Source organism: Afipia sp. OHSU_II-C1 (genome assembly GCF_000497575.1).
In the GTDB taxonomy this organism is placed as follows: domain Bacteria; phylum Pseudomonadota; class Alphaproteobacteria; order Rhizobiales; family Xanthobacteraceae; genus Afipia.
On record NZ_APJI01000004.1, the window covers coordinates 202,623 to 217,517 of the forward strand.

General features: G+C 61.8%; 16 protein-coding genes. 13 read left to right on the top strand and 3 right to left on the bottom strand.

All coding sequences use genetic code 11. From position 1 onward, the window contains the following. Positions 1-147: 147 nt before the first annotated feature. Both I554_RS0103010 and I554_RS0103015 read left to right on the top strand, forming a co-directional pair. Positions 148-942, top strand: a complete 795-nt coding sequence (locus I554_RS0103010; protein ID WP_024578005.1) for an invasion associated locus B family protein — start codon at positions 148-150, stop codon at positions 940-942. 128 nt (positions 943-1,070) lie between these two features. Beyond that, positions 1,071-1,271, top strand: coding sequence for a hypothetical protein (locus I554_RS0103015; protein ID WP_024578004.1), 201 nt, complete (start codon positions 1,071-1,073; stop codon positions 1,269-1,271). 10 nt (positions 1,272-1,281) lie between these two features. Here I554_RS0103015 and hspQ read toward each other — a convergent pair whose 3' ends face one another. Beyond that, on the bottom strand, positions 1,282-1,614 hold the full coding sequence (gene hspQ / locus I554_RS0103020; RefSeq protein ID WP_006020612.1) for a heat shock protein HspQ: 333 nt from the start codon (positions 1,612-1,614) through the stop codon (positions 1,282-1,284). Between the two features lie 124 nt (positions 1,615-1,738). Here hspQ and I554_RS0103025 point away from each other — a divergent pair, with 124 nt between their 5' ends. Then, complete coding sequence (locus I554_RS0103025; protein WP_024578003.1) at positions 1,739-2,689, top strand: AEC family transporter; 951 nt, start codon at positions 1,739-1,741, stop codon at positions 2,687-2,689. An 83-nt stretch (positions 2,690-2,772) separates the two neighbouring features. Further along, the gene (locus tag I554_RS0103030) at positions 2,773-2,994 is read left to right on the top strand and encodes a hypothetical protein (RefSeq protein ID WP_024578002.1); all 222 of its coding nucleotides are present in this window, start codon (positions 2,773-2,775) and stop codon (positions 2,992-2,994) included. A 16-nt stretch (positions 2,995-3,010) separates the two neighbouring features. Here the strand turns inward: I554_RS0103030 and I554_RS0103035 are convergent, their stop codons facing one another. Then, positions 3,011-4,207 (bottom strand): UbiH/UbiF family hydroxylase, encoded by a 1,197-nt coding sequence (locus I554_RS0103035; RefSeq protein WP_024578001.1) that lies wholly within the window; start codon positions 4,205-4,207, stop codon positions 3,011-3,013. 155 nt (positions 4,208-4,362) lie between these two features. Here I554_RS0103035 and pcsA point away from each other — a divergent pair, with 155 nt between their 5' ends. The 3 genes from pcsA to I554_RS0103050 all read left to right on the top strand — a co-directional run bounded on the left by pcsA (position 4,363) and on the right by I554_RS0103050 (position 6,895). Next, the gene (pcsA, locus tag I554_RS0103040; RefSeq protein ID WP_024578000.1) at positions 4,363-5,097 is read left to right on the top strand and encodes a phosphatidylcholine synthase; all 735 of its coding nucleotides are present in this window, start codon (positions 4,363-4,365) and stop codon (positions 5,095-5,097) included. Next, positions 5,094-5,831: a TerC family protein gene (locus tag I554_RS0103045; RefSeq protein ID WP_024577999.1), complete on the top strand. Its 738-nt coding sequence runs from the start codon at positions 5,094-5,096 to the stop codon at positions 5,829-5,831. The genes pcsA and I554_RS0103045 overlap by 4 nt, the downstream gene beginning before the upstream one ends. 89 nt (positions 5,832-5,920) lie before the next feature. Then, positions 5,921-6,895, top strand: a complete 975-nt coding sequence (locus I554_RS0103050) for a quinone oxidoreductase (protein WP_024577998.1) — start codon at positions 5,921-5,923, stop codon at positions 6,893-6,895. A 98-nt stretch (positions 6,896-6,993) separates the two neighbouring features. Here the strand turns inward: I554_RS0103050 and rimO are convergent, their stop codons facing one another. Further along, entirely contained in the window at positions 6,994-8,319 is a 1,326-nt protein-coding gene (rimO, locus tag I554_RS0103055) for a 30S ribosomal protein S12 methylthiotransferase RimO (protein ID WP_024577997.1), read from the bottom strand. A gap of 114 nt (positions 8,320-8,433) precedes the next feature. Between rimO and I554_RS0103060 the strand changes: the two genes are divergently transcribed. The 6 genes from I554_RS0103060 (at position 8,434) to I554_RS0103085 (ending at position 14,895) form a co-directional block, all read left to right on the top strand. After that, positions 8,434-9,024, top strand: coding sequence for an ANTAR domain-containing protein (locus tag I554_RS0103060; protein ID WP_024577996.1), 591 nt, complete (start codon positions 8,434-8,436; stop codon positions 9,022-9,024). After that, positions 9,021-10,193 carry a CmpA/NrtA family ABC transporter substrate-binding protein gene (locus tag I554_RS0103065; RefSeq protein ID WP_024577995.1) on the top strand — a complete coding sequence of 391 codons (1,173 nt, stop codon included), beginning with the start codon at positions 9,021-9,023 and terminating at the stop codon, positions 10,191-10,193. The genes I554_RS0103060 and I554_RS0103065 overlap by 4 nt, the downstream gene beginning before the upstream one ends. 356 nt (positions 10,194-10,549) lie before the next feature. Beyond that, a complete protein-coding gene (locus tag I554_RS0103070) occupies positions 10,550-11,881 on the top strand; it encodes a CmpA/NrtA family ABC transporter substrate-binding protein (RefSeq protein WP_024577994.1) in 1,332 nt (443 codons plus the stop codon). Positions 11,882-11,941: 60 nt separating this feature from the next. Continuing rightward, on the top strand, positions 11,942-12,850 hold the full coding sequence (gene ntrB / locus I554_RS0103075) for a nitrate ABC transporter permease (protein ID WP_024577993.1): 909 nt from the start codon (positions 11,942-11,944) through the stop codon (positions 12,848-12,850). Between the two features lie 12 nt (positions 12,851-12,862). After that, entirely contained in the window at positions 12,863-13,654 is a 792-nt protein-coding gene (locus tag I554_RS0103080; protein WP_024577992.1) for an ABC transporter ATP-binding protein, read from the top strand. Between the two features lie 26 nt (positions 13,655-13,680). Further along, positions 13,681-14,895, top strand: a complete 1,215-nt coding sequence (locus tag I554_RS0103085; protein WP_029659913.1) for an FAD-dependent oxidoreductase — start codon at positions 13,681-13,683, stop codon at positions 14,893-14,895.

The window sequence follows — 14,895 nt, forward strand, 5'->3', positions numbered from 1 at the left end:
GCCGTTGTATTGAAGGCGGGCTATTCGAGGAAGGCTGCGGGCACTGTCACGTAACCGCCTCAATTGGCTCCGAGACAGCCGCCGAACAAACAGGCATCCGGGTCCCGAACGGGAGCGGGCGTTAAGGTTCAGAAAGGGTTTTCCACAATGAATTTCCGTATCTTGGCCGCGCAGGCCTTGCCGCGCGGCCGGGTGTTCGCCGCTTTGACCGCGGGCGCCTTTTTGGCCGCTGCCGGCATTTCCGGCGCCCAGGCCCAGACACCCGCGCCAGCCCCTGGCGCTCCGGCTCCGAAGGCTGCTGCTCCCAAGGCTGCTCCGAAGGCCGCACCGAAGGCACCGGCTCCGGCCGCTCAGCAGGCTCCTGCCGCGGGCGCTGCCCAGCAGCCTCCGGCTGACCAGCAGGTGCAGCTGATCTACCAGCCCTGGACCAAGTTCTGCATGAAGGGCCAGGATGCCAACGCCAAGCAGGTGTGCTTCACCGGCAAGGACGGTCGCATCGAATCCGGCCAGCCTGTCGTTGCCGCCGTGATCATCGAGCCGGAAGGCGAGCCGAAGAAGCTGCTTCGCGTCACCCTGCCGCTCGGCATGCAGCTCGTGCACGGCACCCGTATTATCGTCGACCAGAACGCGCCGCAGCAGAGCCCCTACGTGATCTGCTTCGCCAACGGCTGCATGTCGGATTACGAAGTGACCCCGGACATGCTGGGCCAGATGAAGAAGGGCCAGAACCTCGTCGTGCAGGCGATCAACGCCAACGGCGCCCCGCTGACCCTGGCGCTTCCGCTTGCCGAGTTCGCAAAGGCCTACGACGGCCCGCCGACCGACCCGAAGGTGTTTGAAGAGACCCAGAAGAAGCTGCAGGAAGAGCTTCAGAAGCGCGCGGCGGAAGCCCGCCAGAAGCTGGAAAACGCGGCTCCGCCCGCCAATCCCGCCGCGAAGTAACGCGGTCTTTCGCACACGAACAAAGGGCGCGCAGCAATGCGCGCCTTTTTTATTGGTTACGGAACGGGCATAGTTCGCTGCGCGTTGCAGAATGAGCGATGCATGGCGCACCGCCACAGGAGAACTTCATGTCCGACTACAGTGCACTCTCGCTTCCCGAACTCGAAGACCGCATCGCCATCGTGCGGGACAACATCCGGCAACTCATCGAGCAGGCGGCGGCGGTGTCCGGCGGCCAGAACGAGGAGCGCAACGCCGATCGCATCGCGCAGCAGACCGAGGAGCTTGAAGCGCTGGTGAAGGAGCGGGACGGGCGGAAGCAGGCTTAAGCCGAAGCCGTCAGTTCAGCGATGGATTGCGCGGACGATAGCTGCCGGACTTGTCCTTGACGAAAATCTCGGCGACCTGCGAATGCCGGATCGGCTCGCCTGACTCGTCAGGCAGCAGGTTCTGTTCCGAGACGTACGCGACGTACTCGGACTCTGAATTTTCGGCCAGCAGATGATAGAACGGCTGATCCTTGTGGGGCCGCATCTCTTCCGGGATCGACAGCCACCACTCTTCCGTGTTGTTGAATTCCGGATCGATATCGTAAATCACCCCACGGAAAGAGAAAATCCGGTGGCGAACGATCTGGCCGATCTGAAACTTGGCGGTGCGAGCTTTAATCATCCTCCGTCGAATAGACCATGATTGTGGCCGATGCTAGGGGTTTACGCCTGAATCGGGCGGGTGAGGGGCTCCCCTGCGCCGCAGTCGGTTCTCTGGTGCCGCGCGGCATAATAAGCGTATCCCAATGATCGATATTCTAAATCTCGCTCTCCCGTATTTCGGGCTGATCTTCATCGGCTATGCCTGCGGGAAATATAAACGTCTTCCGGAAGCTGGCCTGGAGTGGATGAATTTCTTCCTGCTCTACGTTTCGCTGCCGGCGCTGTTCTTTAGAACGCTTGCAAGAACGCCGTTCGAACAACTGAACAATCCGCCCTTCGTGATCGCCACGACGCTTGCGACCGCGAGCGCATTCTTCCTGTCGATGTTCGGCGCGAAATTCATCGCAAAGCTCTCGACACGCGAATCCGCGATGGCGGGCCTCGGCGGGGGCTACGGCAACATCGGCTACATGGGACCGGGACTGGCGCTTGCCACGCTGGGCGCGAAGGCCGCGGCACCCGTCGCTCTGGTCTTCTGTTTCGATACCATTTTCCTGTTCACGACCGTGCCGCTGCTGATGGTGCTGACGGACGGCGAGCGGCGGCCACTGTTGCCGACCATCGGACTTGTTGCAAAACAGATCCTGCTGCATCCGCTCATCATTGCGTCATACTTCGGTGTGCTGGTCGCGGCCTTCCATGTCCCGGTGCCGGTCGCGCTCGACAACACGTTTCAGTTTTTGCAAAGCGCTGCCGCACCGGTCGCGCTGTTCGCGCTCGGCGTGACCGTCGCGCTGCGGCCGTTCGAGCGCGTGCCATGGGAAGTGCCGGGGGTCATCGCCGTCAAGCTGATCCTGCATCCGCTGATCGTGTTCGGCCTTTTGATCCTGCTCGGTCCGTTCCCGATGGAGTGGGCTGCGACCGCGCTGTTGCTGGCCTCACTGCCGCCGGCGCTCAACGTGTTCGTGATCGCGCGTCAGTACGATACCTGGATCGAACCGGCCTCGACGCTGGTTCTGATCGGCACGTTCGTATCCGTGGTGACGCTGACCAGCGTCATGTGGATGATCAAGAACGGCATGATTTTTCCGTGATCGAGCGGATTCCTGGCCAGCGGACGGTGCCGCCATAGAAACGCGGCTGTGCTATGCTCCGATGGATCGCAAGGAGCATTCCGATGACGATTGACAATCCCAATGCCAAAAGCATCCGGACGACGATTGAAATCGACAAGGACGGCGTGGAGACGGTGCTGGTTGTCGAAACCGATCTGGAATTGAATGCGGCCGCCCCGGCTTTTGATGTTGCCAAGGTCGATGCGTTGATCGAAGCCGCGATGAAGAGTTTTGCCACCAGCGGCGGCACAATCGATCGCGTGCATCTGGTGCCGGTTCGGTAAGGACCTGTGCCCGGAGCTAACGTCCGCGCCACGAGGGCGACAGTCCTTCGCGCATTGCGAGCCGCCGGATCGGACCGACCGTGTTCAGCACGTGCATCCCGGCGGCCCGGAGTGATTGCGCCGGCAGGAAATCGCTGAGCAAGGTGCGGTTTGCCATGTCCACCGCAAAGGTGCGGCTGAACACGTCCGCGCGGCGTGCGCGGGCGTAACGTTGCAGGATCGTGTCGTCGCCAAGGTCACTGCCCATCAACAGTGCATCGCGCACGATCTCCGCCAGATCGGCCGCATCGCGCAGTCCCATGTTGAGACCCTGCGCCCCGATCGGCGGCAGCACATGCGCGGCCTCGCCGACGAGCGCGATGCGCTTCGCGGCAAGATGATCGGGATTCTCAATCGCCAACGAAAAGACGTGACGTCCCGGCGCGATGGTCAGCTTGCCGAGGATCGAATGCGATTGGCGTTCGACGGCAAGGGCGAGTGCGTCCTCGTCGAGGTTCTTTAACCGCTCGGCTTCGCCCGGCTTCACCACCCAGACGATGCTGGACCGGTTGCCGGGCAGCGGCACGAATACGCAGGGACCGGATTCCGTGTGAAACTCGGTCGAGCAGTTTCCGTGCGGGCGGGTATGCGTCACGTTCAGGGTCAATGCCGACTGACCAAGATCGCGGCGCTTGACGCCGATGCCGGCGGCCTCCCGGCACAGTGAGTGCCGTCCATCGGCGCCCACCACCAGCGCTGCGCTAAGGGTTTGACCGTCCTTGGTGGTGATAATGACTGACGTTTCGTTGGCGACGATCGATTGGGCGTCGTCATCGACGCGCGCGAGATTTGGCAGCTCGGCCGCGCGCGCTTCCATCGCAACCATCAGCAGACGGTTTTCGATGTTGTAGCCGAATGCCTCCATACCGATCTCGTCGGACGAGAACTTCACCTCCGGCGAGCGGATCAGGCGGCGCGTGTCGTCCACCAGCCGCATCGTGCGCAGCGCGGCGGCGGCGCCGGTGCAGCGCCGCCAGATATTCAGCGATTGCAGAAAATCCACCGAGCCGCCGAGCAAGGCCGTGGTCCGGTTGTCGGCATAGGGCGAGCGGCGCGCGACCAGAACGGTATCGACGCCCGCCTGGGCCAGTGCGATGGCCGTGGCCAGCCCGGCGGGACCGCCGCCTACGACGGCGGTGTGATAGTTTTGCGATGCGGATCGAGGCTCGGTCATAGGCTACCTATCGCCGGATTTTTCCGGTGTCACAATGGATATCAGGTTGTCATCGTAGGGGGCATTTAAGGCAAATCCGGTTCGCGCCTGTCACAATCGAATCCGCCGGCACCGGATATGCAAAGTGCCGGGAATCCTGTTAGTGACGAGAGTACATGAGCGAGCCCGGCCCGCAGGATCAGCCTCCGTTTCCCGCCAGAATGCGCGTGACCGCGTTCGGTGTTCATATTTTCACGGCGCTGGGCGGCGCGGTTGCGCTGATTGCCATGCTGGAGGCGGTCAGGGAACACTGGGCCGGGATGTTCGGCTGGCTTGGGTTGGCGCTGCTGATCGACGGCCTCGACGGACCGCTTGCGCGGCGGCTCAACGTCGGCGACGTGCTGCCGAACTGGTCCGGCGATACGCTCGATCTGGTGGTCGATTTCCTGACCTACGTGTTTGTGCCGGCCTATGCCATCACCGCCAGCGGTCTTCTGATCCCGCTGGCGACATATGTGCTGGGCGCCGCTATCGTTGTATCCGGCGCGCTGTATTTTTCCGACCGGCGCATGAAGACCGACGACAATCATTTCCGCGGATTTCCGGCGCTCTGGAATGGCGCGGCGTTCTATCTGTTCCTGCTGAAACCGCCAGCCGTCGTGGGCAGCATCGCGCTCGCGATTCTCGTTGCGCTGACCTTCGTGCCGTTCAACGTGATGCATCCGCTTCGCACCACGCGATTCCGCAAACTGAACATCGCGTTGCTGGTGATCTGGGCAATATTGGCAATGATCGCGATTGCTGCCAATTTCGAGGTGTCGTGGTGGGTCACTGCCGGACTGTGCGCCATCGGCGCATACATTCTTCTGAGTGATGTTCTGATCAGACTGTTTGGTGGGAACCGCGCATGATGGAATTATTGACGAGCCCCGAAGCCTGGGCCGCGCTGCTGACTCTGACGGCGCTCGAAATCGTGCTTGGCATCGACAACGTGATCTTCCTGTCGGTGATCGTATCGCGCATTCCGCCCGAACAGGCAGAGCGCGCCCGCAAGATCGGCCTGGCGCTGGCGCTGGTCTTCCGGATTGCGCTCTTGAGCATCCTGGTCTGGCTGATTGGTCTGACTCAGCCGGTTATCACTGTCGCGAAATTCGCTCTATCGTGGCGCGACATTATCCTCATCGTCGGCGGCCTGTTCCTGATCGCCAAGGCGACCCATGAAATTCATGCCGAGGTTGAAGCCAAGGAGGTCGAGGAAACCGCCAAGGCCACGCCGAGCGCATTCTTCTGGGTCATCATCCAGATCATCGTCATCGATCTGGTGTTCTCGATCGATTCCATCATCACCGCGATCGGCATGGTGGACGATATCAAGATCATGGTCGCCGCTGTCATCATCGCCGTCGGCGTTATGTACGTCTCGTCCGGACCTGTTGCCGCGTTCGTGAAGGAGCACCCGACGACGAAGATGCTGGCGCTGGCGTTCCTCGTTCTGATCGGCGTGGCGCTGGTCGCGGACGGATTCCACTTTCACATTCCTCGTGCGTTCATCTACGTGGCGATCTGCTTCTCGGCGTCGGTTGAATTCTTCAACATTCTTGCCAAGCGCAATCGCAGGAAGCGGACAAGCCTGCAAAAAGGCTGATCCGGCGCGGCTTTGGTCCGCGTTGACAATTCGCTGCCGATGGACTTCGCTCCCGGTTGAGATTGCTTGAGAAAAGGCCGGGAGAAACCATGACCAAGGCTGTGCGCGTCCATCAGGTGGGCGGTCCGGAAGTGATGATCTACGAGGATGTTGAGGTGCCTCCGCCCGGTCCCGGCGAGGTCCGCATCCGCCAGCACGCCATCGGCCTGAACTTCATCGACACGTATTACCGTACCGGTCTCTATAAAGCGCCGGGCCTGCCGTTCGTTGTCGGCAACGAGGCCTCTGGCGAAGTGGTGTCTGCCGGTCCGGGCGTGACCAATTTCCATCCTGGTGATCGCGTGGCGTACTACTTCAATCTCGGCGGCTACGCGACCGAGCGCAACATTCCCGCCGACAAGCTGGTGAAGCTGCCGGATCACATCTCGCATGAGCAGGCGGCGGTGCTGATGCTCAAGGGGCTGACGGTCTGGTACCTGCTGTTCAAGACGTTCAAGGTCGAGCCCGGTCATCGTGTGCTGATCCACGCAGCAGCCGGCGGCATCGGCCTGCTTGCATGTCAGTGGGCGAAGGCGCTGGGCGCGAATGTCATCGGCACTGTCGGCACCGAGGAGAAGGCGAAACTCGCGCTGGCCAACGGCTGCGATCACGTCATCCTCTACAATCAGGAAGATTTCGCCGAACGCGTGAAGCAGATCAGCCGCGGTGAACTCTGTGATGTGGTCTATGACGGCGTTGGCAAGGACACGTTCGCCGGATCGTTGAAGTCACTCAGAAAGCGCGGACTGTTCGTGTCGTTCGGCAACGCATCGGGGCCGGTGCCGCCGTTCTCCATCGCCGAGCTCAACAATCACGGCTCGCTGTTCGCAACCCGTCCGAAGCTGAATGATTACGTCGGAACGCGCAAAGAGCTGATGGAGGGTGCGGATACGCTGTTCGCCGCCGTCATCAGCGGCACCCTGCATGTACCGATCAATCACGCCTATGCGCTGAAGGATGCACAGAAGGCGCACCGTGATCTCGAGAGCCGCGTGACCACGGGCTCGGGGATTTTGAAGCCGTAGTTTTCCGTCATTGCGAGGAGCGCTCGCGACGAAGCGATCCACTCTATTGCACCACGCGATGGATTGCTTCGCTTCGCTCGCAATGACGAAGAAGTCTTTTAGAACCGCGCCACGGTCCCGTGCAGGTCGTACTGATCCGCGCGATCGATTTTCGCGGTGACGATGTCGCCAATTTTCAACGGGCGGCGGCTGGACACATACACATTGCCGTCGATCTGCGGCGCGTCGGCCTTCGAGCGTCCCTTCGACACGGTCGGTCCGACTTCATCGATGATGACCTGCTGACGGGTGCCGACCTTGCGCTTGAGGCGCTGCGCGGAAATCTTCTGCTGACGTGCCATCAGCGCATTCCAGCGCGCGGTCTTGATCTCGTCCGGCACAGGGTTCTCGATGGCGTTCGAGGTCGCGCCCGCGACCGGCTCGTACTTGAAGCAGCCGACGCGATCGATCTGCGCTTCATCGAGCCAGTCGAGCAGATACTGGAAATCGGAATCGGTCTCGCCGGGGAAGCCGACAATGAAGGTCGAGCGCAGCGTGAGATCCGGACATTCCTCGCGCCACTTCTTGATGCGATTGAGCGTCTTGTCCTGCGACGCCGGGCGGCGCATCTGCTTCAGCACGTCAGGCGAGGCGTGCTGGAACGGGATGTCGAGATAGGGCAGCACCTTGCCCTCGGTCATCAGGCTGATGACTTCATCGACATGTGGGTAGGGGTAGACGTACTGCAGCCGCACCCACGCGCCGAGTTCGCCAAGCTCACGCGACAGGTCGAAGAACTTCGCGCGGACCTCGCGGTCCTTCCACATGCTGGTCGCATACTTGATGTCGACACCGTAGGCCGAGGTGTCCTGCGACACCACCAGCAATTCCTTGACGCCGGCCGCGACAAGCTTCTCGGCTTCACGCAACACGTCGTTGGCTGGCCGCGAGACCAGATCGCCGCGCAGCTTCGGGATGATGCAGAAGGTGCAGCGGTTGTTGCAGCCTTCGGAAATCTTCAGGTACGCGTAGTGGCGCGGCGTCAGCTTGATGCCCTGTGGGGGCACCAGATCGATGTGCGGGTTGTGCAGCGGCGGCAGCGCGCGGTGCACGGCGTCGAGCACGCTTTCGTATTGCTGCGGTCCGGTGATCGACAGAACGTTCGGGTAGGCCTTCTCGATCTGTTCCGGTTCCGCGCCCATGCAGCCGGTGACGATGACCTTGCCGTTCTCGGCCATGGCTTCACCGATGGCGCCCAGCGATTCCTGCTTGGCGCTGTCGAGGAACCCGCAGGTGTTGACGATCACCAGGTCAGCGCCGTCATGCTTGCGCGCCAGTTCATAACCCTCGGCCCGCAGCCGCGTGATAATGCGCTCGGAATCCACCAGAGCCTTGGGGCATCCAAGCGACACAAAACTGACTTTTGGGGCGACGCCCTGTTCCATAGCTTCCGACCTGTTGGGAGAATGCAGGAGCTATCCCTGATCTGCCCTAAATACAAGGCTTTAAGCCGAGCGGGCGGGCATGCTAGGACTGTTTTGCCGGAATGCGAGTACTGAATGGCTGCGGATTCGTCGTTCAAGATAGTTATCGTCGACGAAAGCCCGATCAGAGCTGCAATCCTCAAGGAGGGGCTGCGCGACGCGGGCTTTACCAGTGTGGAGCACATTCCGGAGATGCACAATCTCCTGGCGCGCATCTATCGTATCGATCCAGATGTCATCCTGATCGACCTTGAAAACCCCAGCCGCGACGTTCTGGAACAGATGTTCCAGGTCAGCCGCGCGGTGCGGCGGCCGATTGCCATGTTCGTGGACCAAAGCGACGCCGCCTCAATCCAGCAGTCGGTCGAGGCCGGAGTGTCGGCCTACATCGTCGACGGGCTCAAGAAGGAGCGGATCAAACCGATCCTCGACCTGTGCATTTCGCGGTTCAACGCCTTCTCCAAATTGCAGGACGAGCTGGACCGCACCAAGTCGGCGCTGGAAGACCGCAAGATTCTCGATCGCGCCAAGGGCCTGCTGATGAAGGCGAAGGGGCTGACTGAGGAAGAGGCCTATGTGCTGATCCGCTCCACCGCCATGCGCGAGAAAAAGAAGATCGGCGAAATCGCCCAATCGATCATTACCGCGGCGGAGTTGTTGAAATGACAGATACACCGCTCAGGATCGGATTCATCCCGCTGGTGGACGCCTCCGCGCTGATCGTTGCCGTGGACAAGGGCTTCGCCGCGGCTGAGGGCCTCGACGTCACGCTGGTACGCGAAGTGTCGTGGTCGAACGTCCGCGACAAGCTCAACATTGGCCTGTTCGATGCCGCGCATCTGCTGGCGCCGGTCGCCATCGCATCGACGCTCGGCCTGTCCCAGGTCAAGGTGCCGATCGTTACGCCCTTCAATCTCGGGCTGAACGGCAATGCCATCACGGTGTCCCCGGCGCTTCACGCCGCGATCATCGGCGAGGCCGATGGTGACCCGGCCCATCCACTGGTGACCGCGAAGGCGCTGGCGCGGGTTGTCGCAGCCCGGCGAAAGAGCGGGGGCGAACCGCTGACGTTCGGCATGACGTTCCCGTTCTCGACCCACAACTACCAGCTCAGGTTCTGGATGGCGGCCGGTGGCGTCGATCCGGACGAGGACGTGCGGCTGGTGGTGCTGCCGCCGCCTTACATGGTGGACAGCCTGGCCAATGGCCATGTCGATGCCTTCTGCGTCGGTGCGCCGTGGAACTCGGTCGCGGTCGATCTCGGCGTCGGGCACATTCTGCATTACGTCTCGGACATTCTCGAACGCGCAGCGGAAAAGGTGCTGGCGGTGCGCGAGAGGTGGGCTCTGGAAAATCCGGAAACCCTCGCAAAGTTGACGCGCGCGCATGGACGTGCCGCAGATTTCATAGAAAATCCGGATAACCGGGCCGAGGTGTCCCGCATTCTGGGGGCTCCTGAACGGATAGGCGTCGATCCCGAGGTCATCCGGCGCACGCTCGACGGACGGCTGAAGATCTCGCCCGACGGGACATTCCGCGAAAGCGGGCGCTATCTCCTGATCGGCCGCGAGGGCGCGGCGCGGCCCGATCCCGTGCAGGCTGCATGGCTTTACGCCCAGATGGTTCGCTGGGGGCAGGCGGCTTATTCACCGGAGGCGCTGGAGACTGCGAAAAAGGTCTTCCGGCCTGATCTTTACGACGCGGCCCTCGGGGTACAGAAGGTGCCGGTACACAGCGTCCAGGACGGCGTAGGGGCCTTTGATGGTCCGTCGTTCGACGCCAATAACGTCAGCGCGCATCTTGCCTCAGTCGCCATAAAGCGGCGTCAGCCCTAGCAGCGATTCCTAGTTCAATATTACCTGCACAAATTTTGTGCGCCGCGCAAAAAACAGGCATTTGCCGTCGGGGCAGGCCCGCAAAGGTAGCTGCCTTCTGCAAGGGCACCAACATAACTCCCTGAAAAATATGAATTTGCTGCGTCGCACGCGGCTGGCACGATCCTTGAATAGGTAGTTGCAGGTCAGGACGAAGGCCTACGGCTCCACGATGAGCCACGCAGCAACGCCGCTGTCTCGAGGAGCCGCACTCGCGCACCTCGAGGGCGGCTTTTTGTTTGGGCGACGAGGACGTGAGCGCAGGCGGACCGACAAGGCAACAGGACAATGGCAACCGGACAAGGACACCAGACACGATGACCAAGATCACGAAGCGGGGCAAAGCGGGAATGGCGATGGACAGCAAGATGAGCCGCCGTGCGCTGCTCAAGGCCGGTGCGGGAACGGCGGCATTGCTGGCGGCGGCGCGGTTGAATTTCCCCGGCGGCGCATTCGCGCAGACCGCCGGACCGGAAGTGACCAAGGCGATCTTTGGCTACATTGCGCTGATGGACGCGTCGCCGCTTGTGATCGCCAAGGAAAAGGGAATCTTCGCAAAGCATGGCGTGCCGGACGTTGAAGTCACCAAGCAGGCGTCCTGGGGCGCGACGCGCGACAACCTCGTCCTCGGTGGCGAGAAGAACGGCATCGATGGCGCACACATCCTGACGCCGATGCCGTATCTGATTTCGGCGGGCAAGGTGACGCAGAACAACGTGCCGACGCCGATGTACATCCTGTCACGCCTCAATCTCGATGCGCAGGCGATCTCGGTCTCCAACGACTACAAGGATCTCAAGGTCACCGCGGACGCATCCGCGCTGAAGGAAGCCTTCGCCAAGAAGAAGGCCGAAGGCAAGGAAGTGAAGGTCGCCATGACCTTCCCCGGCGGCACCCACGACCTCTGGATCCGCTACTGGCTCGCTGCCGGCGGCATCGATCCCGACAAGGACGTCTCGACCATCGTCGTTCCGCCGCCGCAGATGGTGGCGAACATGAAGGTCGGCAACATGGACGCGTTCTGCGTCGGCGAGCCGTGGGGCGAACAGCTCGTCAATCAGGGCATCGGCTTCTCGGCGTGTTCGACCGGCGAGATCTGGTCCAAGCATCCGGAGAAGGCGCTCGGCATTCGCGCCGAATATGCCGACAAGTATCCGAAGGCGACACAGGCCATCCTGATGGCCGTGATGGAAGCGCAGCAGTGGTGCGACAAGCCCGCGAACCGCGCCGAAATGTCCGAGATCGTCGGACGCCGTCAGTGGTTCAACGTGCCGGTCGCCGACATCATCGGCCGCGCGAACGGCGACATCAACTACGGCAACGGCCGCGTCGAGAAGGGCACCAAGCAGTTCATGAAGTTCTGGCAGGACCACGCGTCTTACCCGTTCAAGAGCCATGACGCATGGTTCGTCACCGAAGACATCCGCTGGGGCAAGTTCGAGCCGACGACGGACGTCAAGGCGCTGGTCGACAAGGTCAACCGCGAAGACATCTGGAAGTCGGCAGCCAAGGCGCTCGGCGTCGCCGCGGCCGACATTCCGGCCAGCACGTCGCGCGGCAAGGAAACCTTCTTCGACGGCAAGGTCTTCGATCCTGAAAATCCGTCGGCGTACCTCAAGAGTTTGTCGATCAAGCGTATCGATGCCTGAGACCCTGCGGGCCGCCCCACGCAGGGGCGGCCTCGCACCTAACACAACCGAGGCAATCTCATGAACATGCCGCTCGCCAAAACGACCAGCACTCTTCCGACACCGGCGCCGTCGCCGGCTTCGACCGCAGCGGTCGTCCCGCTGCCGAAGTCATCACGCAGTTTTCTGACGGACACGCTGTTTCCGAATTTACGTGCGCTGGCGGCCCGTGTGGTCCCGCCGTTCATCATGCTCGTCCTGATCTTCGGCGTCTGGCAGATTCTCTGCATGAAGCCGGGCGCGACGCTGCCGTCGCCGTCCCGCATCTGGGCCGATGCCAAGGACCTCATCATCGATCCGTTCTTCGTCGCCGGGCCTCAGGATATCGGTCTCGGTCTGCGCGTGCTGACATCACTTCAGCGCGTCGCTGTCGGCTTCGGCCTTGCGAGCGTGGTCGGAGTGCTGGTCGGCGCGATCATCGGCCAGTCAGTCTGGGCGATGCGCGGTCTCGATCCGATCTTCCAGGTGATGCGCACGGTTCCGCCGCTGGCGTGGCTGCCGATTTCGCTCGCGGCCTTCCGTGACAGCAATCCATCGGCAATCTTTGTGATCTTCATCACCTCGATCTGGCCGATCATCATCAACACCGCGGTCGGCATCCGCAATATTCCGCAGGACTATCGCAACGTCGCCGCCGTGGTTCGGCTGAATCCGCTCGAATTCTTCTGGAAGATCATGATCCCGTCGGCGGCACCTTACATCTTCACCGGTCTGCGCATCGGCATCGGCCTGTCGTGGCTCGCGATCGTCGCGGCTGAAATGCTCACCGGCGGCGTCGGCATCGGCTTCTTCATCTGGGACGCGTGGAATTCATCACGGCTGTCCGACATCTTCGTGGCGCTTGCCTACATCGGCATCGTCGGATTTGTGCTCGATCGCATGGTTGCCTTCGTCGGCAACATCGCGACGCGCGGCGTTCAGGCAAGCTGAGGGAGAATGACAATGGCTTATCTCAAGCTCGATCATGTCGATAAGGTCTTCACCCGCGGTTCTACTCAAAGCGAGGTGTTGAAAGACATCAATCTTACTGTGGAGCAGGGCGATTACGTCTCGATTATCGGTCACTCCGGTTGCGGCAAGTCCACGCTGCTGAACATCGTCGCCGGGCTGACGACGGCGACCCAGGGCGGCGTGCTGCTCGAAGGCCGCGAGGTTAATTCGCCGGGCCCGGATCGCGCCGTGGTGTTTCAGAACCACAGCCTGCTGCCGTGGCTGACGGTCTACGACAACGTCCGCCTCGGCGTCGACAAGGTGTTCGGATCGAGCAAGACCCGCGCCGAACGAGATGAATGGGTGCTGCATAACCTCAATCTCGTGCAGATGACCCATGCCAAGGACAAGCGTCCCTCGGAAATTTCGGGCGGCATGAAGCAGCGCGTCGGCATCGCCCGTGCGCTCGCGATGGAGCCGAAGGTCCTGCTGCTCGACGAGCCGTTCGGCGCGCTCGATGCTCTGACCCGCGCCCATCTCCAGGATTCGGTGATGGCGCTGCACCAGAAGCTCAACAACACGGTGATGATGATCACCCACGACGTCGATGAAGCCGTGCTGCTGTCCAACCGCATTGTGATGATGACAAACGGCCCGAGCGCACGAATCGGTGAAGTGCTGGACGTGCCGCTGCCGCACCCGCGCAAGCGGCTCGAACTGGCGTCCAACCCGATCTACCTCAAGTGCCGCCAGCGCGTCCTCGAATTCCTCTATGAGCGTCATCGTTTCGTCGAGGCGGCTTGATCGAGGCATTGGTGTGAGGACGTGACGTGAGCGAACCTCTTGTCATCATTGGCAACGGAATGGCCGCAGCCCGCTTTGTCGACGAAATGGCGAAGCGCGCACTCGGCCGTTACGCCATTGCCGTGATCGGTGACGAGCCGAGGCTGGCCTATAACCGCGTGCTGCTGTCGTCGGTGCTGGCGGGCGAGGCTACCTCGCAGGAGATCGAACTACGGTCGGCCTCGTGGTGGCGCGATCGCGGCGTCACGCTGACATACGGCTGCGCCGCCACCTCTGTTGATCTGATGGACCGCATGATTCATCTGGCGAACGGCGCAGCCGTTCCGTTCTCGAAGGTGGTCATTGCCACGGGCTCTACTGCGATCCGGCTGAATGTGCCCGGCGCGGACCTGCCGGGCGTTCATACGTTTCGCGACAGCCGTGACGTGGATCTGCTGCTGAAACTGGCACGTGAGAAGAAGCGCGTGGTGGTGGTTGGCGGCGGACTGCTCGGTCTTGAAGCAGCCTACGGCCTTGCCAAGGCGGGGTCGAAGGTGACGTTGCTGCATCTGATGGACCGCCTGATGGAACGGCAACTCGATGCGCCGGCGGCAGCGCTGTTGAAGCGGCTGGTGGAAAGCAAGGGCATTGAAGTTCTGCTTGGCGCCAACACCAAACAGATCCTCGGCGAAGACACGACACAGGGTATCGAACTGTCGGACGGGCGGGTGATCGCCGCCGACGCCGTGGTGTTCGCCGCAGGCATCTGGCCGAATGTCGCGCTGGCGAAGGATGCTGGCGTGCCGGTCAATCGCGGCATCGTCGTCGACGATCAGTTGCGGACGGGCCATGCCGATGTGTTTGCGCTCGGTGAATGTGCTGAGCATCGCGGCACGTGTTACGGGCTCGTTGAACCCGCTTATGAGCAAGCGCGGGTCCTTGCCGATCATCTTGCGGGTGGTTCGGCGCAGTACAACGGCAGCGTCGTTTCCACGAATTTGAAGGTTTCCGGCGTCAGCGTGTTTTCGGCTGGCGATTTCCTCGGCGAGTCCGGCGCCGAGACGCTTGTGTTCAATGACGAACGGCGTGGCACTTACAAGAAGCTTGTGGTGGCCGATGGCCGCCTCAAGGGAGCGGTCCTGGTCGGCGATACGCAGGACGCGCTCTGGTACCTCGAACTGATCAGGACAACGGCGTCCATCGAAGCGATCCGTGGCGACATGATGTTCGGCCGCGCGCTTGCACAACCGAAGGCCGCATGA